The sequence below is a fragment of the Bradyrhizobium icense genome, assembly GCF_001693385.1.
Classification (GTDB): domain Bacteria; phylum Pseudomonadota; class Alphaproteobacteria; order Rhizobiales; family Xanthobacteraceae; genus Bradyrhizobium; species Bradyrhizobium icense.
Genome location: NZ_CP016428.1, coordinates 3,192,043 through 3,212,467 on the forward strand (window position 1 = coordinate 3,192,043; position 20,425 = coordinate 3,212,467).

17 protein-coding genes are annotated in these 20,425 nt (G+C 61.1%); 10 read left to right on the top strand and 7 right to left on the bottom strand.

Going from position 1 to position 20,425, the window contains the following annotated elements; all coding sequences use genetic code 11:
* Positions 1-40 precede the first annotated feature (40 nt).
* From LMTR13_RS14895 to LMTR13_RS14915, 5 genes are all read left to right on the top strand, one after another.
* Complete coding sequence (locus LMTR13_RS14895; RefSeq protein ID WP_197521155.1) at positions 41-925, top strand: branched-chain amino acid ABC transporter permease; 885 nt, start codon at positions 41-43, stop codon at positions 923-925.
* A gap of 14 nt (positions 926-939) precedes the next feature.
* Positions 940-2,067, top strand: a complete 1,128-nt coding sequence (locus tag LMTR13_RS14900) for a branched-chain amino acid ABC transporter permease (protein WP_065728530.1) — start codon at positions 940-942, stop codon at positions 2,065-2,067.
* Positions 2,068-2,320: 253 nt separating this feature from the next.
* The gene (locus LMTR13_RS14905) at positions 2,321-3,517 is read left to right on the top strand and encodes an ABC transporter substrate-binding protein (protein ID WP_418219797.1); all 1,197 of its coding nucleotides are present in this window, start codon (positions 2,321-2,323) and stop codon (positions 3,515-3,517) included.
* Positions 3,518-3,600: 83 nt separating this feature from the next.
* The gene (locus LMTR13_RS14910; protein WP_083219453.1) at positions 3,601-4,434 is read left to right on the top strand and encodes an ABC transporter ATP-binding protein; all 834 of its coding nucleotides are present in this window, start codon (positions 3,601-3,603) and stop codon (positions 4,432-4,434) included.
* Between the two features lie 159 nt (positions 4,435-4,593).
* Positions 4,594-5,610 carry a hypothetical protein gene (locus LMTR13_RS14915; RefSeq protein ID WP_236843467.1) on the top strand — a complete coding sequence of 339 codons (1,017 nt, stop codon included), beginning with the start codon at positions 4,594-4,596 and terminating at the stop codon, positions 5,608-5,610.
* A 38-nt stretch (positions 5,611-5,648) separates the two neighbouring features.
* Here LMTR13_RS14915 and LMTR13_RS14920 read toward each other — a convergent pair whose 3' ends face one another.
* The 6 genes from LMTR13_RS14920 to LMTR13_RS14945 form a co-directional block, all read right to left on the bottom strand.
* On the bottom strand, positions 5,649-6,668 hold the full coding sequence (locus tag LMTR13_RS14920; protein ID WP_335622084.1) for an N-acetylmuramoyl-L-alanine amidase family protein: 1,020 nt from the start codon (positions 6,666-6,668) through the stop codon (positions 5,649-5,651).
* Positions 6,669-6,954: 286 nt separating this feature from the next.
* A complete protein-coding gene (locus LMTR13_RS14925) occupies positions 6,955-8,412 on the bottom strand; it encodes an SGNH/GDSL hydrolase family protein (RefSeq protein WP_418219774.1) in 1,458 nt (485 codons plus the stop codon).
* Between the two features lie 265 nt (positions 8,413-8,677).
* Positions 8,678-9,484 carry a substrate-binding periplasmic protein gene (locus tag LMTR13_RS14930; RefSeq protein ID WP_065728535.1) on the bottom strand — a complete coding sequence of 269 codons (807 nt, stop codon included), beginning with the start codon at positions 9,482-9,484 and terminating at the stop codon, positions 8,678-8,680.
* Positions 9,477-9,836: a c-type cytochrome gene (locus tag LMTR13_RS40755; RefSeq protein WP_156795629.1), complete on the bottom strand. Its 360-nt coding sequence runs from the start codon at positions 9,834-9,836 to the stop codon at positions 9,477-9,479. The genes LMTR13_RS14930 and LMTR13_RS40755 overlap by 8 nt, the downstream gene beginning before the upstream one ends.
* 64 nt (positions 9,837-9,900) lie before the next feature.
* Positions 9,901-11,640, bottom strand: coding sequence for a pyrroloquinoline quinone-dependent dehydrogenase (locus LMTR13_RS14940; RefSeq protein WP_065728536.1), 1,740 nt, complete (start codon positions 11,638-11,640; stop codon positions 9,901-9,903).
* Positions 11,641-12,048: 408 nt separating this feature from the next.
* Entirely contained in the window at positions 12,049-13,425 is a 1,377-nt protein-coding gene (locus tag LMTR13_RS14945; protein ID WP_065728537.1) for an ABC transporter substrate-binding protein, read from the bottom strand.
* A gap of 223 nt (positions 13,426-13,648) precedes the next feature.
* Here LMTR13_RS14945 and LMTR13_RS14950 point away from each other — a divergent pair, with 223 nt between their 5' ends.
* From LMTR13_RS14950 to LMTR13_RS14970, 5 genes are all read left to right on the top strand, one after another.
* Positions 13,649-15,841: a PAS domain S-box protein gene (locus tag LMTR13_RS14950; protein WP_083219455.1), complete on the top strand. Its 2,193-nt coding sequence runs from the start codon at positions 13,649-13,651 to the stop codon at positions 15,839-15,841.
* A gap of 1,072 nt (positions 15,842-16,913) precedes the next feature.
* On the top strand, positions 16,914-17,108 hold the full coding sequence (locus tag LMTR13_RS14955) for a hypothetical protein (protein ID WP_065728539.1): 195 nt from the start codon (positions 16,914-16,916) through the stop codon (positions 17,106-17,108).
* Between the two features lie 99 nt (positions 17,109-17,207).
* Positions 17,208-17,399 carry a hypothetical protein gene (locus LMTR13_RS14960; protein ID WP_065728540.1) on the top strand — a complete coding sequence of 64 codons (192 nt, stop codon included), beginning with the start codon at positions 17,208-17,210 and terminating at the stop codon, positions 17,397-17,399.
* 364 nt (positions 17,400-17,763) lie between these two features.
* Complete coding sequence (locus tag LMTR13_RS14965; protein WP_083219055.1) at positions 17,764-19,053, top strand: serine hydrolase domain-containing protein; 1,290 nt, start codon at positions 17,764-17,766, stop codon at positions 19,051-19,053.
* Between the two features lie 159 nt (positions 19,054-19,212).
* Positions 19,213-19,692, top strand: a complete 480-nt coding sequence (locus LMTR13_RS14970; RefSeq protein ID WP_065728541.1) for a Crp/Fnr family transcriptional regulator — start codon at positions 19,213-19,215, stop codon at positions 19,690-19,692.
* 79 nt (positions 19,693-19,771) lie between these two features.
* Here the strand turns inward: LMTR13_RS14970 and LMTR13_RS14975 are convergent, their stop codons facing one another.
* Complete coding sequence (locus LMTR13_RS14975; protein ID WP_065728542.1) at positions 19,772-20,389, bottom strand: L,D-transpeptidase; 618 nt, start codon at positions 20,387-20,389, stop codon at positions 19,772-19,774.
* Positions 20,390-20,425: the final 36 nt, after the last annotated feature.

Genomic DNA, 20,425 nt, shown 5'->3' on the forward strand with positions numbered 1-20,425 from the left:
CGCATTGGGTCAATTTCTCGAAGTGCTGATCGGCGGATTGATGTCCGGCGTACTGTACTCACTGGTCGCGCTCGGCTTCGTGTTGATCTTCAAGGCATCCGGCGTCTTTAATTTTGCGCAAGGCGCAATGGTGTTGCTCGCAGGGCTGGCGCTGGTTCGTTCGCTCGATCTCCTCGTGGCGAACGGCTTCCCGCTTTGGGTTGCGATCGTCCTCGGCATTGGCTTCGCTGCCGTGATCATGGCGATAACGGCCTGGCTGATCGAGCGGTTCGTGATCGGACCTCTTGTCAATCAGGACGGCCTTACGCTGTTCATGTCCACCATCGGCGTGACATTCATCCTCGAGGGTGCGGCGCAGATGATCTTCGGTTCCGGTTCTTACCCTTTGCGCCTGTTTCCGACGGATGCCTGGTTCCTGTTTGAAAATCTCTTTCCCGGTGGAATTCTGGTCAACAAGCTGGATGTCTGGGGCGGCTTTATCGCCGGCGTTCTGGTCGCGGGTCTCGCGATCTTCTTCCAGCGTACCAAGACCGGTCGCGCACTCAGGGCGGTTGCCGACGACCACATGGCAGCGCAGTCGGTCGGGATTCCGATCGGCTGGATCTGGTTTGTGGTCTGGCTCGTTGCCGGTCTCGTTGCGCTCGTTGCGGCGACTGTGTGGGGTACCAAGCTGGGTGTGCAGTTCTCGATCACGTTTCTCGCGCTGAAGGCCCTGCCGGTTCTGATCATTGGGGGCCTTACTTCGGTCCCAGGAGCGATCGTCGGCGGGCTTATTGTAGGTGCGGGCGAGAAGCTCGCCGAGGTGTTCCTGGGGTCGCATATTGGCGGCGGTATCGAATACTGGTTCGCCTATGTGCTGGCGTTGGCGGTGCTGCTTGTGCGGCCGCAGGGGCTGTTCGGCGAGCGGATCATCGAACGTATCTGAGACGAGGAGTCGTTGTGCTTTATCGTGAGGCTGGCCAATTCAAGACGACCTACGCGGAGGATATGGCGATCTTCCCGATACGCCAGGACCGTATGGCGCTCGCGATCTTGCTTGGTATCGCCTTCATTGGCGTACCGCTGCTGGCAGACTTCGACATTTGGCCGTTCGGCAGCGACTATCTGCTTCGCGCCATTCTGCTGCCCTTCCTGATCCTCGCGCTCGCCGCCATCGGCGTAAACATCCTTGTCGGCTATTGCGGCCAGATCTCGCTCGGCAGCGGCGCGTTCATGGCCATCGGCGCCTACTCCGCCTACAAGTTGGGGACCGGCGTTCATATTCCGCTCGCCTGGCTTGGCTTCGCGATTTCGATCCCGCCGTTGCCCGTGCTGCTATCCATTTTGCTCGGCGGGCTCGCGGCGGCGGTTGTCGGCATCCTCTTCGGTGTTCCCAGTCTGCGGATCAAAGGCCTCTATCTGGCGGTTGCAACACTCGCAGCGCAGTTCTTCTTTGACTGGGTGTTCCTGCGGGTGTCGTGGTTCACCAATTATGCGCCGTCGGGATCGGTCAGTGCACCGACACTGGATTTCTTCGGTCTGAACGTAGGCACGCCGATCGAGCGCTATATGCTGTGCCTGATCTTTGTAACCGTGTTCGCGTTTCTGGCGAAGAATCTCGTTCGCGGCAATCTCGGCAGACAGTGGATGGCGATCCGCGACATGGACATCGCCGCCGAGTTGATCGGTATCCGGCCGCTCTATGCAAAGCTCACGGCTTTCGCGGTCTCTTCATTTATCATCGGCGTGGCGGGCGCACTCTGGGCGTTCGTCTATCTGGGCTCGTGGGAGCCGCTGGCGTTCTCGATCGACCGTTCGCTGCAGCTTCTGTTCATGGTGATCATCGGCGGGCTGGGATCGATCATGGGTGCGTTCGTAGGTGCGGCCTTTATCCTCATTCTGCCGATCCTGCTGAACCGGATTCCGTCCGAGCTCGGCGTGCCGCTGTCGACCGAAACGATCACGCACCTGGAATTCATCATATTTGGATCTCTGATCTGCTATCTTCTCATCAAGGAGCCACATGGGTTTGCCCGGCTGATATCGATTGGCAAGGAGAAGCTCAGACTTTGGCCGTTTCCCTACTGAAGGGCGGTCAGTGTGAACGAAGCCGAAGATCGCAATGCGGAGCGACGGTCGTTGGCAAGAGGAGAAAGGAAGCCCGCGATAACAAGACCCGTACAGCAAAGAACGGGCTGAAACGAGGAGGAGACTCACTATGGTACGCAACAAACTGATATTGGCCGCAGCCATACTTTCAGGCGGGGCGTTTGCCTCTCCTGCTGCAGCTCAGAACGAGCAATTCATCCCGATACTGTCCTACCGGACGGGCGCGTACGCCGTGAATGGCGTGCCGTACGCAAACGGCGTGGCCGACTATTACAACCTTGTCAATGAGCGCGACGGCGGCATCAACGGCGTCAAGCTCTTGGTCGAGGAATGCGAGACCGGTTACGCCACCGACAAGGGCGTTGAGTGTTACGAGCGTCTCAAAGGCAAGGGCCCGACCGGTGCAGCCTTCATCAATCCGCTGTCGACCGGCATTACATTCGCCCTCACCGAAAAGACCGCGACCGACAAGATCCCGATTATCACGATGGGCTATGGCCGCGCCGATTCCAAGAACGGCGCTGTGTTCGCCTACAATTTCCCGCTGCTCGGCACATACTGGTCCGCAGCCGATATCGCGGTCCAGCACATCGCCAAGGAGGTGGGCGGCTTCGACAAGCTGAAAGGCAAGAAGATTTCGCTGCTCTATCACGACAGCCCATACGGCAAGGAGCCGATCCCGATGCTGCAGGTGCTGGCCAAGAAGTACGGCTTTGAGTTCACGCCGATTCCGGTCACGCATCCCGGTGTCGAACAGAAGTCGCAATGGCTGTCGATCCGCCAAAACCGGCCGGACTATGTCCTGGTCTGGGGCTGGGGCGTCATGAACGGGACGGCAGTCAAGGAAGCTGCGGCCGTTGCCTATCCGCGCGACAAGATGATCGGTGTTTGGTGGTCGGGCGCAGAGCCGGATGTGGAGCCCGCAGGCGATCAAGCCGTCGGCTACAAGGCGCTGATGCTTCAGCATGGTGCGGGCAAATTCCCCGTGCATGCCGACATCGAGAAGCACGTCTATGCAAAGGGCAAGGGCGCGTCGGAGCCTGGCAAGATCGGCGAGGTTCTCTACAACCGCGGCATGGTGAACGCCATGCTCGGGGTGGAAGCGATCCGCAAGGCGCAGGAAAAGTTCGGCAAGAAGCCGCTGACGGGCGAGCAGGTCCGCTGGGGGCTTGAGAATCTGAACCTCACCGATGCACGCATCAAGGAACTCGGCTTCGAGGGCATGTTGAAGCCGATCAAGATTTCCTGCTCCGACCACGAGGGCGCGCGGGACGGGCGCGTACAGCAGTGGGACGGCAAGGGCTGGAAGGTCATCTCCGACTGGTACACGGCCAACCAGTCCGAGACCGAACCGCTCGTTGAAGAGGTTTCCGCGAAGTATGCCGCGGACAAGAAGATTCAGCCGCGCGACTGCTCGAAAGAGAGCTGAAACATCTCGGCGATCCGGGAGGGGCGTTCGCTTGCTCCCGGATATTCCGAAAGCCGCAACAGTTTGGAGGGAGCAGCGTGTCAATCCCCGAGGCCGCCAAGGCGACAGAAACGGCAACGCCATTTCTGTCGGTCAACAATATCGAGGTTGTCTACGATCACGTCATCCTCGTGTTGAAGGGCGTATCGCTGGATGTGCCGCGGGGCGGAATCGTCGCACTTCTCGGCGCCAATGGTGCGGGCAAGACAACGACTCTGAAGGCGGTTTCCAATCTGCTGCATTCAGAGCGCGGCGAGGTCACCAAGGGCTCTATCTTGTTCGACAGTGTCGAAGTGCAGTCGCTGTCGCCAAACGAGCTGGTGCGGCGCGGCTGCATTCAGGTGATGGAGGGGCGGCGCTGCTTCGCCCACCTCACTGTCGAAGAAAATCTCCTGACCGGCGCATTCACGCGCGTGGACGGCAAGTCCGCGATCGCGGAGGATCTCGAGCGGGTCTATGGCTATTTTCCGCGTCTCAGGGAGCGACGCGGTTCCACCGCGGGCTATACGTCGGGTGGCGAACAGCAGATGTGCGCAATCGGACGTGCGCTGATGTCGCGCCCGAAGATGATCCTGCTCGACGAGCCATCGATGGGCCTCGCTCCGCAGATCGTCGAAGAGATCTTCGAGATCGTCAAGGATCTCAATGTCCGGGAAAATGTTACGTTCCTGCTCGCCGAGCAGAACACCAATATGGCGCTCAAATACGCCAGACACGGATACATCCTCGAAAATGGCCGCGTAGTGATGGACGGCGAGGCGCGGGCGCTCGCCGCAAATGAGGATGTCAAGGAATTCTATCTTGGCATCGCCGGGGACAAGCGCAAATCATTCCGCGATGTAAAGCACTACAAGCGACGCAAGCGCTGGCTCGCTTAGGCCATGGGGAAAAAAAGCCATACTGCTGCGCCCACGGCAGCTCTTGCTCTCGGAATCTTCTTCACAGTGTCGGCCTCCATTGCAACCAATGCGAACGTCGGCACGGTCGCGTCGCTCGTGGCGGCCGCCATCGGCAATCTCAGCTTCATTTCGCCCGCAATGGGCGAGCCGGCCGCACTCACCAAAAAACAGTCGGATGCGCTCAATACATACAGTAACGCACGAAGCAACTTTGAGTCGATCCTAGGCCAGCGGCGCGCGCAGATCAATTCGAACCAGCGGCTGCCGAACTTGCCGGGACAAGCCCTCTACCTTGCGCGCAACAGCATGATGAGCGCGTACAAGGATCTCACCGACGCTCTTCCGTCCAGGATCGGCAGGCCCAACAAATACGGAATCCCTCCGGCGTACTTTAGCGCCGACAATGAGCCGCTGCTCGACGAGTACAGGAGACTTTTTGACCTGATGCAAGCGCCGCCCGCCAGCGCGCAAAACTCGGATACTCCATTCAAGGACGTTGTCGACCTGGGCACTGCCATTGCGCGAGCCAAGGGCCTCGATGCGGCCAATGCCGAAGCAGCAGGCCGGATCAGCCTGGGCCTGTTCTTTGCCGAGACAAATGGCAATCAGAACATCGGGAATGCGCGCTCGAACAAATACAAGGGCAGCTTGCAAACAGGCGTATCCGAAGATCAAAATGGGCGAAAGAAATGGGCCGCAATAAAGAAGTCGATCGCAGCCTTTGATTCCACACTGAACGCCCGCGATGACAAGGAGGAGGCACGGGCCGGCAATCTGGACCATCGGTACAACCACTGGACCGCCGTGCGCGATGGCCTCATGAACGCACACGCGGATATTTTCCCGCAAATACCGGCGATCGTGAAAAGACTGCCGGATCCGATCGATCAAATGAAGCTGTTCGAGTTGATCCAGATCATCCCGAGCCCGACCAGGTCTGCACTCGGCTCGCGCAACCTGGTCGACTACAGAATTTCCGACCCGAAGATCATGGCCTATCTGCGAAACAACAGCGTTTTCACCTTCGGACAGGCTGACCGGGCCAAAACATCCGCGACCTACCGCGAAATTCTCGATGCGATGTGGTTGTTCAACGAAAAATTTGAACGAGCGCTTTCCAAATTCGACGAAATCAAGAAGCCGTCAAAGGGTTGAAGCCGGCAGGCGGGGTTCGGATGCGACGCTAACGCCCGTCAGAGCGGACCGAGCATGGCCCATCTGGGCTCGCAAAATGCCTTCACCGCCGCCGTGACACCGCTGCTGATAATGTCCCGCCGCTCAGGCGAACTCATCCTGAGCTCTTCGTCCCGGTTGATGATCGAGCCCGCTTCCAGCAGGACGGCAGCCATCCGGGTTTTTCTCAGCACGATGAGCTCATCGTAGCGATAGACGCCGGTCTCCTTGTTCAGCAGCTCGCGCTGGTACCGGCCCATGATGGGCTGGGAATATTGCCTGGCATAGTCGAGGCCCTGGGCCTTCATTTCCTTGGCGATCAGTTCGGCGAAGGCGAAACTCGTCTTGAAGTCCGGGTTGCTGCGGGAGACGAAGACGGAATATCCGCTGAAGCGGTCGCTGAAATGGCTTTTCTTTCCCTCGAACTCCCAGTCCTCGAGGAATTTGTTGGGCACGGAGTCATGGTGGATCGACAGGAAGAGATCCGCGCGCAGATCATTGGCGGCGGCGACGCGTTTGAAGAGGCTGTGCTTGGCCTTGCCCTCGGTTAGCAGCAACTTGGTCTCGGCAAAGCCTTCGGCCTTCAACTTCTCCTCGATCCGCTTCGCAAGGTGCAGATTGAAGACGAACTCGGGGACGTTGCGGGCGCTGATCGCGCCTTCTGATTCGACGGTGTGCCCCACATCCAGAACAACCCGGAGCTTGGAGGGATCGCACAGGGGGGCGGCCGGCTTGAAAGCGGCAGATGGCAAGCCGACCGGCCCCAGGGCCGCAAGCCTTATGGTGCGGCGCTTTGGCGAGGCGGCTGGCTTCGTCAAGGCGGCTCGCTTGCGCGAAGTGACATGCTTTGACGGCTTGCCTTGTTTTGGCGCTTTGGCTTCTTTTGGCGAGCCCTTGAAGACGTCCGACAGCCAGCCCGCGTCGCTGACCTCGATCGGCAGAAGCACCATTGCGGCCATCGCGAAAATCATGATGCGGCCACGGCGCCGCAATCGTGAAGCGATGCCGCCGAGAACAGAAATGAATGCGCGGCGCTTCATGTTCGCCCAGAGGCCGAACAAAAAGGCGCGCTAATGCGAATGAGGTTTGCTTTGAAGTCGACGAACGAAGTCCCGGCACAGCCGATGGAAAACATATCGTACCCCACCTACCGAATTCGACACGCAAGGGTCGCAATCCAATGAGGGCGGATACAAGTCGGAGAGAGCGATTACGGCATCCAATCGCGCGATTTTATGTCAGTGTTGTCATTGAGCCACATCTGGGTTTCCGGAGCCGCGCACAGCTATGCACTGAAACAGGCTTTCGGCCATTTCCTGGAAACCGTCAAAAGCGATTGTTGGTCTCGCTCTGGCGGCGCTGCTTTTTCGGCTTTGGTGCCGCCGGCGCCCGTGCATTGGCATCGAGCGATGTCGATGCCACTGGCGTCTCACCACCCTTGGCCCCTTCGCGTTCGATTTCGCGTCGCGGCCAGGCAAAATCGTCGGCTCGACCGGCTGGCGCCGACAAGGGCTCTCCTGTGATCAAGACCCGCGCCGCTTGCGCATCCATCGTCACAGGCCGCGTTCCCGGATCGCCGAGCAATTGATTCGTGCCGACAGAGGAGGCCGTCAAGGGAACGATCGGCCCGGCCAGCGGACGCGGCGCCGGTTCATCCGGCCGCGCGCTGGCGTCGGGCGTGGCCGGCTCAGTGGGCATCACAATCGGCGCGGAACGCGAAGCCAACAGCCGGTTGATTTCGCGCTCGGCATAATGCGCGAGCTTGAGCGCGCCGGCCTTGGTGAAGTACACGCCATCGGAAGAGCGCAGCCGGCGGATCTGCCCTTCGAAATCGGGGCCGTGCTGCAAAAAGCGGCCGGATTCATCGACAAATCCGTCCCAGACATCGACATAGGTGATGCCGGCCTTGCCGGCCGCATCGCGATAGAGCGTATTCAGAAACGCCGTGTCGGCGGTCGATTTTGGGCCACGTACCACCGGCAGACCCACCCACAGCACTGGCACGCCCTTGGACTTGAGTACGCCGATCATCTCCTCGATCTTTTCCATGTAGAGTTCGACCCAGCGCTTCTCGCGAAACTCATGGATACCGCTCGGCGAGCGCGCGCTCTTCTCCGGTCCAGTGACGGCCCGCGCACCACTGTTTTCGGCGTCGTCTGGCGGCAATTCGGGGTCCGTCACCTTGGTTGCGCCATCGGGCTTCGCATCGGGTTTTGCGCTCGAAGCCTTGCCATCAGGTTTGGCCTTGGCGTCCTTCTTGTCGCCAGCTTTATTGTCGGATTTATCGACCGCCGGCTCGCGGATTGCGGCGCGATCATGAAGCCCGAGCAAGACGACAATGGCGTCCGCTTTTTCGGTGGCGAGAATACCTTTGGCGGCGGCGGCCCAATCGGCTGGATCGCCCTTCGGCGGATACTTGATCAGGCCGGAGACTGTCTTGTGTTTGCGGATCACACCCATCTCAGGCTGATCGGCATAGACGTTCTCAAGCCCATAGGCGAGCCAGTCCGCCATGGCGTCACCGAGCACAAGAATGTGGCGCTCCGGTACACCGTTGCGTTTCTCGGGCGGCGGCGCCTTTGAAAAATCCTCGCGCGGCGCCGGAGGCGCTTGCCGCCCATTCCAACGGGGCTGCGGCGCGTGCTCCTGGTAAGGCGCAAACGTGTCGTTACCATACCAGCCGCCACCGCGTTCGTTACCAAACCAGCCGCCGCCGCGTTGCGGTTGTGGCCGCTGCTGATATCCGCCGAAATTAAAAAACTGTGCTGAGGTGGGTCCGGCCATGCCGAGCAACATTCCCACGACGAGGGCCAGCGCAATCAGCCAACCACGCTCGGTAAAGGTGCATTGCCTTTTTGGTTCCCTTGGCATGCTTCTTGACCGCAGACACGCAGAACCTGCCTCCGCCAGACTAGCACAATGGCCCTGTGGCGGGTCTCAGTTTACCGTGAAGCACGTCATCTCGGTGCGGAATATGCGAGCAACGGCCCATGTGAGTGGTGCGCGCGCGGAACGTCCCATAACAATACACCCAATCCGATGCCGCGCCTCACCGCGGCGTTCGCAGCTCAATGCCGTAGCGAGCGTAGATCCGCGCGATGGTGCCATCGGCCAAGAGGGCCTCGATCGCCGCATCGACACGCTGTTGCAGCTTGTCGTCGGGGCGGAGCAGCCCAGCCGCAATGTTCCAGTTCAAATCAGAATCATTGTCGAACGCCGGAATCAGGCGCAACGGCTTGTCGGCATGCTGCAGGTTGAACCAGCCAACCGTCATCGGTGTGACGGCGGCCGCCTCGATCTCGCGATTGGCCAATGCTGCGACGATATCGTCCTCGTATACGAACGGGGAGGTGGCGGCGCCGCCCTTGGCGAGCGTCATGGAGACCAGCGAGCCGACCGGTACGCCGACCCGCTGATCGGAACCGAGATTTGCCAGCGACGATGCCGGCGAATCGCTGCGCACCGCGAGCACGACGCCGCTGCGATGGTAAGGACGCGAAACCCGCACACCGCCCGGCGGCTCCGTATCCTTGCGCGCGATGACGTCGAGCACGAGGTCGCAATCGGCGCGCCGATGCTGGATCGCACTGACCACCCACTCTCTCGTGAGCTTGACACCGAGTTGCTCGGCAATCTTCTCGCCGAGTTCGATCTGAAATCCCGGTACCGGTCCGAACTTGCTTGCAAACGGCAGCGCGTTGGGGCTGGCGCAGAGCGTCAACGCGCCGCGCTCGATCACCGATTCCAGCGAGCGGGCGTGCGCCGATGCGTTCCAGAGCATCAGCAGCGACAGGCTTGCCGCGTAGCAGGCGAGGCGACATCGCGGTTTCCGCGCCGCTGAAAACGCTCTAGTCATCCAGCCCTCGGATGTAGGCCAGGAGCGCGCCAATCTGGGCATTATTGAATACCTCACCATACGCGGGCATGGCTCCGGTCTTGCCCTTCTTGATACGTTCGATGATGTATTCGTCGCTGCGCTCGGACTTCGACAGTTTTGGGCCGCGGCCGGCATGGCGGCCGCCATCCTGGTGACAAAAGCCGCAGTTGCTTGTGAACATTTTCCGGCCATCGACGTCGTTTGGCGAGGCTTCGGCTTGCGCCGGCGGACTCGCAGTGTCCGCTGAGTCGGACTGTTGGGCAAACGTGGCGCTCGACAGCCATGGCCAGAGGATGGCCAGCGAAGCAGCAGCTACAAACAGTATTCGCATTCCAGCATCCGTATTAGCCGCATGGGCGGCAGGGAGAGATCACTCCCTGCCGCCCTTGCCATCGTCATTGTCTGAGCGCGAAGACCACCAGGGCTCCGGTGTTCTTCGACATGCTCTTGAAGGGCTCGCCGTAGAGCGCGACAAATTCGTCGGCGACCAGGCTGCCCCAGCCCGCCGGTACGGCGATGTACTGCTTGCCACCGGCCATGTAGCTGATGATGCCGGCGTTATGTCCCATGCCGTTATTGCGCGACCAGAGCTCTTCGCCGGTGTCCGCATTGTAGGCGTGCACGACGCCTTCGGCGTCCGGCACGAATACCAGATTGCCTGCGGTAGCGAGAACGCTGGCAAGCGGCGGATACTTGTAATTGACCTCCCACTTCTTGGCGCCGGTGACTGGATCGCGGGCGCTAAGATGACCGCGGGCCGGTCCGTCCGGTGGCGCCACAGCCTTGAACGTGGCGCCGATGTTGAGCTGAGCCATCGGCTCCAGGACCGGCGTGGTCTTCTCGACGGTCAACTCCATGCACCACTCCTGCCCGATCCGGTAGAAGAGCCCGTTCTTGGGGCTGTACGCGCCAGAGTTCCAGCTGATGCCGCCCATGATCGCCGGGCACAACGGCGGGTCCACTTTGCCTTCCGCGAAGTCGCGGCGACCGATCAGTTCGCCGGTCTTCGGATCGATGCTCTTGACGAAGTTGATGTTCTTTACCAATGGCCAGACATTCTCGACCTTGGCGTTGGAACGATCATAGACGAAGATGTATCCGCCCTTGTTGGCGTGCACCACGAGCTTCTTGCCGCCCCGGTCGATCATGACGAATTCGCCCACGGCAGAGTCGAAGTCCCAGGCATCGTGCGGCAGCTCCTGATGGTAGAATTTGAGCTTGCCGGTATCGGGATCGAGCGCGATGACCGATGTCGTATAAAGATTTTCGCCCGGCCGCGGTCCGCTCTTCTTCCAGTCTGCGCCCGCCCAGTCGTAGAGCGGTGACGGGTTGCCGGTGCCCCACCACACCGTATTGGTTTCCGCATCATAGGTTCCGGGCATCCAGCCGCCGCCGCCGCCGGTCCGCCAGGAGTCACCACCCCAGGTTTTCATGGCCTCTTCGGTCCCGGCAACCGTGAAGAACTCCCATTTCTTCGCTCCGGTCTTGCCTTCCACGCCGAAGATCGGTCCGCGATAGAGCCATTCGCCGCCCTGGGCGCCGATGATCACCTTGTCCTTCACGACCAGCGGCGCGCCGGTGAAGCCGACTGTCATCTTCTTGGAATCCAGGAGCTTCGTGTCCCATACCGGCTTGCCGGTCTTCAGATCGAGCGCGATCAGGCGCCCATCGACCGTGCCGACGTAGAGATTGCCGTGTCCGATGGCGATGCCGCGATTGTAGGGCGAGTGCGTCTGCTTGGAGACCAGGTCCTCGTCGAGCTCCGGTGTGTAGGACCAGATTGTCTTGCCGGTCGCGCCGTCCAGCGCCCAGATACGGCTGTAGGAGCCCGAATAGTACAGCACGCCGTCAAGGACCAGCGGCGTTGACTGAATGCCGCGGGTGGCGCGCTCCGGAAAATGCATCCAGGCAACTTCAAGATTCTTGACGTTGCCGGTATTGATCTGGTCGAGGCCGCTGTAATGGTAGGACTTGTAGGTGCCGTGATAGGTCGGCCAGTCGTTCTGGGCCGCCTCGGCATTCAGGGCCGCTTCTTGAGGCTGCGTCGGCGCTTGAGCGTGCGTCGGCGAGACAGTGACCAGGGCAGCCACCGCCACCGCGGCGCAGCCGACGACATATCGTTCATGGAAAGTCATCTGTGTCCTCCCTTTGTAGTTTGTTTGTTGGGCCGAATTTTCTCGCGACCCTTGCAAGGGATGTTCTGGTGTCAGAGCCTCATGGGGTCGGGAGTTGGAGATAGATGGCGTGGAGCGGTTGAACTAGCGTCGAGAGAAGACGGCAGCACGTCTTGTCGCCTGCGCGAGAAGTTGTTTTGGGGGAGGGCGCCATTCAGTGCAGGGCGGCACAGGCCGTCATTGTCAGGATTTGCCTGCCCCGTATTGCGCCCGGCGATGTCGGTGCGGTGCACCATGACACGTTCCTCGATGCACACCCATTAGTTGACCGGATTGTTGTTTTTTTGTGGAGCGCCACTCGGCGGTGGCAACGTTGAGCTGAAGTCCCGATCACTCGGTCACCACGTCCCGGGGGCGCCGGCAGCTCCGCTATCCGCGGATCGCCGCATTGGCCTTCTCGGCGGCGTTGGTCATCGCAATCTTCGCCGGTTTCGCTCCGGTCACCACTTCATTCACGCCGATCATGAAAGCGTCCAGGATCGGTCTCGAGAACGGATGGAAAAGGATCGCCTTGGCGCGGCCAACATCGGCATTCTGCAAGTTGGTCAACGCCGCCTCGGCGGCCTGTACGCCGAACGCCTTCTTGAAGTCCTCGCTCGACCAGGCCGACACCCGTGTCGTCGCCAGCCCCGCTGCGGCGGTCCGCAGCGAGGTCGGCTTGCTTGTCGCCCACAGCAGAAACAAGAACGCCGCCCGCTTGTGTCGTGACTGGGAATTGATGCACGCCTGCCAGTGCGACATGAAGGGCACGGACGTGCGACCGGCGGCATGTGGAAAGGCGGCAAACACGGCCCGTCCGGCAACGTGGCTTTTGGCCGGATTGGAGATGTCGGTAGCGAAGTTACTGCTGTCGATCGCCATTGCCGTCTTGCGCTGCAGGAAATCGTCCAGCACGTGGTACCATTCATAGCCGCTCACACCGCGAGACCCGGCTTGACGGAGCAGTTGACCGTACATCTCGAGGGCCGCGATGGCTTCGGGGCTCGCGAAAGCGGCCTTGTTGTCCTTGACCATGTCCCCACCGTAGGAGAACACGAAGCTCATGGCCGGCGGGGACGAATTGCCGCCGGCCTGCGCCCGCATGGCGATCCCGGACATCTCATTGGTCTTGATCGCGTTGGCGGTGACAAGCAGCTCTTCGAAAGTCCGGGGAACCGACAGGTTCTTGGCTGCCAGCGCGTCGCCGTTGATGAACAAGGTCACCGCCTCGGAAGTTATCGGGCAGGCGTAGCGTTCGCCGTTCCGCCACACCGGAAATGTGCGGGCTGTCTCGATAAGGTCGGCCTCGTCATACCAGCGGAGATCAGTAAGCGACTTATCGGAATAGTATGCGTTCAGCGGCTCGAGCCATCCTGCCGAGACGCCCTGGCCATAGGCCGTGAACATGAATACGTCGGGTGTGCTGCCGCCGCGGTTGAGCTGGATCGCCAGTGCACCCAGGTACGTGGTCTCCAATCGGAAGTCGGTAATGACACTGATACCGGTGAGCTTGGTGAAGTCCCACAAAAGCGGAGTGATCGCGTTCGACCAGGGATGGATCGCGCCCGCGAGCGTGATCGTCTCGCCCGCAAATTGTTTCCAATTTATCGCGGCGTTGGCATAGCTGGCGGCGACATCCTCTGCGACACCCCACTGCGGCAGCATGGCGAGGGCCGGCAAGGCCACCCCCGCGGCGCCCAATCCCTTGACGAAGCTGCGCCGGCTGGCCGGTCCTCGACCGTGCGGCGACTTTCCACCCCGAGCCATGCGGATCGCTCCTGCCTGAGGGCAGTCCTTCACAATACGCGCCCGTGACGTTCTGGCCCTTGCGAGAGAACTGACGGGCTCCCCCAGCCGGTGTAATCTACGCGGCTGAGCATGCCGGTTCCCACTTCATCTGCGCGGGTCTGGCTGTGTCTGCATTATACTAGCAATGCTTTGCGTCGGCATCAGAAAACAGCCGCTCTCGCAAGCATCCAAGGCCGAGGCCATGTCAGTCCTTCTGAGCCAGTCCTCTCGGCGGTTTGCTCGTCCGCTGACGCTCGTGGTCGCGGTGCTTCTGGCTGTGGTTGCCGCGACCGGGCTTCTCGCCATCCAATATCGTCAGGAGCGACAAGCGGCAGATTTAGCGCACGAGCGCAGCCGTCAGGTGCTGGAGACTCTGGATCGGCTGCGGGCGGTCATCGCCGACGTGGAGGCCCAAAGGCGCGGGTATCTGCTGACTCTCGACCCCTCATATCTCAAGGCCTACGGAATCTCCGACGAAAGCGTACGACGAGACGCGCAGGCGCTCCAGGCTCTGGTCGCGAACGATCCATTGCAGAACCATCGTGCCGGACATCTGGCGCTGACAGTTGCAGCAAAGCTGCGTGAGATCGACGACATCGTCAAGACGGCCGGCACCTCCGGGTTGGCGGCGCTGGCGATGATCCGCAGCCTGGACGAGATAAGGTCGCAAATCGACCAGATGGTGGACCACGAGCGTTTCCTGCTCGTGGATCAGGAGAAGCGCGCCAAGGTACTCGAACAGCGCAAGGCCTGGCTGATCGCGACCGCCATCGTCATTGTCGCGGTCCTGGCAGTGGTGGCGTTGGCGCTTGCACGGCTCGAAGCGACGAGGCGGCGCAAGGCGATCGCGGAGAACATCGCGCTCCACGGCGATCTCCTGGCGCGCGACAAGAAGATCCGGCGCCTGGTCGACGCCAACATCGTCGGCATCGTCATTTGGAATCTCGAAGGTCGCATTCTCGAGGCCAATGACGCGTTTCTCCATATGTTGGGTTATGACCGAGAGGATCTTACTTCGGGTCGGCTGAACTGGACCGACCTGACGCCAGCGAAATGGCGCGACCGCGACGCACGCGCCGCGGAAGAGTTGAGACGGACGGGGACCGTCCAACCGTCCGAGAAAGAATATTTTCGGAAAGACGGTAGCCGCGTGCCGGTGCTGCTCGGCGGGGTGATGTTCGAACAGGGCCCAAATCAAGGCGTCAGTTTTGTGCTCGATCTGACGGAGCGCAAGCGGGCGGAAGAGGCGCTGCGGCAGAGCGAGGAGCGCTTTCGCACGCTCGTGCAGTTCTCTTTCGACGTGTACTGGGAGACCGATGCGCAGCATCGCTTTATTCACCAGGAGTTCGCGGATAACCTTGCCGACGCGCCGAGGTCGGGCTCCGAGATTGGCAAGACACGTTGGGAAGTGCCTTACCTGGAGCCTGATGAAGAGGCCTGGCGCAAGCACCGGGAGACGCTCGATGCCCACTTGCCGTTCCGTGATTTTGAGCTCGCACGGCTTGCGCCCGACGGGAGCAAGCGTTACGTGTCGGTCTCTGGGCTGCCGATGTTTGATGATACAGGGCGATTCGTCGGCTACCGCGGCGTCGGGCGGCACATCACCGAACGTAGGCGCGCTGAGGAAACCTTGCGTGCGATGCAGGCGGAGCTCGCGCACGCCAATCGCGTCACCACGATGGGTCAATTGACGGCCTCGATTGCCCATGAGGTCAACCAGCCGATCGCCGCGACGGTTACCAATGCCGAGGCTGCCCTGCGCTGGCTCAGCGCTCGACCGCCCAATCTCGGCGAGGTTCGCGATTCTCTTCGTCGTATCGTCGAGGACGGCAAGCGCGCCGGCAACGTCATCAACGGGATCAGGGCCCTCATCAACAAGGTGCCGCCGCGGAACGATCGGTTCGACCTCAATGAAGCCATCCTCGAAATGGTCGCGCTGACCCGGAGCGAAATGCTCAAGCATGGCATCCTGCTGCAGACCGACCTCGCGCCGGGCTTGCCTATGGTGAAAGGCGATCGCACTCAGTTGCAGCAGGTGATTCTGAACCTGATCCTCAATGCCGTTGAAGCCATGGAAGGCATCGAGGAGCGGGCAGGCGCACTGCGGATCAACAGCGAGAGGGAGGCCGCCGGCGGCGTACTCGTCACGGTTCGCGATTCCGGCCCGGGCCTGGATCCGGCGGATGTCGAGCGCGTATTCGAGGCCTTCTATACGACGAAGGCCAAGGGCATGGGCATGGGCCTCGCGATCTGCCGGTCGATGGTCGAGGCTCACGGGGGACGGATGTGGGCTGGCGCGAACGAACCTCGGGGCGCCGTGTTTCAATTTTCGCTGCCGCTGGAACAAGACGAGAGCGTTCAAGCCCGGCTGATCCGGTCCAATCCAGCCGCGTGAACCGTCGGGCTAGGCTCAAATATTTGAGATGGGTCACAGGTGAGACCGGTGGTTAATCTTGTCAGCAAACGCCCTGTACGTGGGTGGAGTTGTTGCGGGAGCCGCCGCCGAGTTGCCTCATTAAATCGGAGAATTTGCACAGGCACCGATTTAAGTCGGAGGAGCATCTTGCTGAGAATGGTGTTGTTGGGCCTCCTCATCCCACTGGGTGTAGGAGTGCTGGCGGCAATGGAACTCAGAACTCCACCACGTAGTGCAGGAGCGGTCGTCCCGCCCCTTGCCGAGATGACCGCAGGCATTTCCGATTCACATGGTGCGCTGGCGAAGGCTGATCGACTTGAAGTTGCCGCTGCGAGCAGCGAGACGCCAGCGCAGCCTGCTCCAGTCGATGAACGCATTTCTCCGCCGGAAGCCATCAGTGCCGGCTCTTTGGAGTCCCCGAGGGTGATCAACCTCCATCGGCACAATCCAAAATCAAAGAAGGTCACTGCCGCTGCCCTTCCTAAGCCGAAGCCAAAGACACCCGTTGTCAAGCGAACGATCATTTCCGAGCGTTCAAAGGCCGGCAGCGACACCGGGCCGTGTCGGCTAAGCGCGTTCGGTTGCTCGCGCAGGGCTTCGAATTCAGTCGACTGCGAAATCTGATTCAGCGAGCTATAATTTGGAACGGCTTCGGTCGCTCTAACCCAATGTTATCTCCAGAACTTGGTGAGCAAAACCCGGCCTCAGGCCTAATTTCCACCCGACATCGCTCGGACTTATGGGCGCTTCTGCTTTGCTCCGAAGGCGGACATCATCCGGCCCGCTCGGCAGGTCCGTTGAGGGGGCCAAGACCAGAAGTCGCGGCCGCAGAGCGGTTGCCCGGTCTATAGGAACGTCAACAAGGCCGGCGCGTTGATTGGAGGCGCTGATGCCGAAAATCAGCGATGCACTTCCCTGCCCGCGAGATCATTGTCAAACTCGTTGAGGGCTGAGCTGCTGCTGTTCGGTGCCGACCTGACGACGCAGGACTGCGAGGCCATCATGGCCAGGCCTTGTCGGGCACCGGTGCAAAGAGCAACACGGAGGGGACATGAGAAACATCGTGAACGAAGCGGGCGAGATCGTCGCCAAGGCAACGCGTGACGGCACGTTGGTCGGCGGACACCACCGCATCGCGTTGGAGGCTAGCCTCGGTCAAAAGCTGCTCTGGGAAGACACCGGCGAACCTGTCAATCTTGAGGCCTTCTTCAGGCATCCGGCAAGTTCTCTGCGACATACAGCTTGATGCGCTCGCCGAACGTCACGCTTGAGACCTGTGAGGTTATAATGGCCAAGGTCCTCGAACGCTCCGGCACCGCGGCGCATTCCAGGAACGAGCAAGCCCATGAAAGTTAAAGACCTGATAGATGAGCTACAGAAGCTCGATCCGGAGATGCCGGTCGTAGCTTCCAGCCCTGACGGCTTCGATCTCTATGAACCGACACTTGACTGCGAATGGATCACGATAGACCAGTTCGGTAATCCGCAGCGCGCCCTGTCAGGCGAGGCCGGCGCCGTGCAAGCCATCCGCCTATAGCTCGGCGGCTCACGCCAGCGACGACCTCAATGCCGCGGTGACGGTTCGATGTAAGGAATGCTCGCGACTTTAAGGGCGATCGTACAAGCCCGGCCATTTGGTCGCGCTGCGACCGACGAAGATTTCCGCAATCGATCCGCCGTCAACATGGCGGGCGGGAGAGCGCGGCTAAGACAGTCGGCACTTCGCTACACCCGGCTTTCACGCGGCGACCGGGCTACTTCAGCTTGTCACCCGGCAACGGGCATTGCTCAGGGCGCTCCGCAGGTCGGCTTTGGGCCCGATAGGCGACGTCCGAGACGTTGCTCTCGATCTCAAGTAGCTGCAGAATAGCGCGTCAGAACAGGTCTACGGGAGGGATATCATGATCTCACGTCGTCTTGTCATCCGACTGCTTGGGGCCGCAGTAATAGCTTTCGCGCTCAGCCCCACCCCGGTGGCGCTGGCTTTTTCGCCCGAGGCGCGCAACGCCAAGCTCGATGAAACCCTTCGGGGATTGGTGGAAGGCCGCAGCACTCCGGGTATCGTGGTGCTGATCCTCCAGGACGGCCGCCCGGCCTACAGCCGCAGTGTCGGCGTTCGCGAGGTCGGGAGTACCGCGCCGATCGGCGCAAACGACATGTTCCGAGTTGCTTCGATGACGAAGGCTGTCACCTCAGTGGCGGCGATGATCCTTGTCGAGCAGGGCAAGATTGGCCTGGATGATCCGGTCAGCCGCTTCCTCCCCGAGTTCAGCAAGCTGCGGGTGCGCGGGCCCGACGGCGCCGAGGGGCCGGCGAACAGGCCCCCGACAGTCCGCGAACTGCTGACCCATACCGCCGGGCTCTCCTATAACTTCATCAATAATGCTCGGCTTGTGGATGCATATCGCGACGCGCGCGTGACCGACGGGCTAGATCAGCCCGAATTGACCACCGCTGAAGCAATGCAGCGTCTCGCCTCCGTTCCGCTTGGCTATCAGCCCGGTACGGGCTGGGAATACTCGCTTGCGACGGATGTGCTCGGGGCCGTGATCGAGAAAGTGACGGGAAACAGCCTGGAATCTTTTGTCAACGAGCGTATAGCAAAGCCCTTGCGCATCGAGAGTTTTGTGTTCAACGCACCTGAGGCCGCTCGCTCGCGCTTCGTGCAGGTGACGCGACCCGCAGAGGTCACGGGCGCACTCGGCACTGGCTACGTTCCCGTGAGGGGACCTGAGGCAGTGCCGTTCCCGCCCACCAAGGGCACTGCCAGCCTCGACCCGAACCGCGCCTTCTCTCCGACTGCCTACAATTCCGGCGGCGCCGGCATGAGTGCCACGATCGGTGACTACGCGCGGTTCTTGCAGATGCTGCTGAACGAGGGCGAGCTTGATGGCGTGCGGGTGCTCCGCGCCGAGACGGTCCGGCAGATGACGCAGAACGCGACCGGCAACATGCGGACGATCCGCGGGCCGGGTTGGGGCTTCACGCTGGGCTTTGGGATTCTGACCGATCCCGCCGCAGCCAAGAGCCGTCTTCCGGCCGGTAGCTATGGATGGGGCGGCATCTATGGCACGCAGTTTTGGATCGATCCGACAAACCGCGTCATCGGCGTAGTCATGACCCAGACGGCGATCATCGGCTCCGGTCCAATTTCGAATCCCGTGCGCGAGGCGTTCTATGCGGCCGATTGAAGGCCCGGTGCCGGGTTAGGGATCGGTCTGCTCCCGCGAGGCTGGTGCCGTCCGACAATTCGATTGGCAGCCCGACAGTGCCGCAAATGCTTATCGCAGATCATCCCGTCGGGCTTTGGCAGACTTGTCGCTGCCAGGAGCGGGAGTATATTTTGCCCGATGGCTGTCAGCTCCCCCGATCTGAAAGCGTTCTTGCTCGCCACACCTTTCTTCGGTGGCCTTTCAGATGCAAGCCTCGATCTCTTGATCTCGATGCTGGTCGAGCGCCGCTTCAACGCCGGTGCCACGGTCGTCGCGGAAGGAGAACCGGGACGCTCACTGTTCATTGTTCACTCTGGCCAGCTCGTGGTGAGCAAGCGGGCGGATGCCGGACGCGTCATTCGCATGGCGGGTCTCGAGCCCGGTGATTTCTTCGGCGAAATGACGCTGATCGAAATGCAGAACCGATCGGCTACCGTCGTTGCGGAGAGCCCAACCGTGCTGTACGAGCTCACGGCGCAAAAACTCTACACGTGCTACAAGACCGACATCCATGCGTATGTGATGGTGATGCAGAACATCAACCGCGAGCTTTGTCGGCGGCTCAGACGCGCCGACGATCGCATCGCCAGGCTGCAGATGCTTCGCGCCAGTCAATGACGCGGATTTCGCGCAAGGCTTGTGGGGTGACGAAAACCAGCGAACTGGAGCACAATTGCGCCACACGCTGCGTAGCCCGCTACGCACTCCGGCCCGGCGGCAGGACGACCACGATCGCGCCCAGCTTCACCCGATTCACGAGATCGATGACGTCTTCGTTGGTCATGCGGATGCAGCCGGAGGAGATGGCCTGGCCGATATATTCCGGCTGGTTGGTGCCGTGGATGCGATAGAGGGTGTCCTTGTTGCCCTCGTAAAGATATAGCGCCCGCGCACCCAGCGGGTTGGCCGGACCTCCGGCAACGCGCTTCGGGTAGGGGCCGAGCCGCGCCTGGATCTCCGCCGTCGGGATCCAGTCCGGCCATTCAGCCATGCGGCCAACGGTTGCAACGCCGTACCAGGCCAGCGCTTCCTCTCCCACCGTCACGCCATACCGGATCGCCTTGCCTCCCGGCAGGACGTAATAGAGATAACGTGCGTTGGTATCGACCAGAATCGTGCCCGGCTGCTCCTTGCGCGTATAGTCGACGATATGCCGGCGATAAGTCTCGGGAATGCTGGCCTGCGCATAAGGCGTGTGGGCAAGCAACTGCCGGTCCCTCGGGGTCAAACTGGCATTCGAAGACGGTGCAAGCGTCGCTTGCATGCAGCCGCCGAGCAGCCCTACGAGCAACAATGCGAGCCCGCGCCTTATCATCGCGTGTCCTCCAAGAGTCCACATGGACGTAATTTG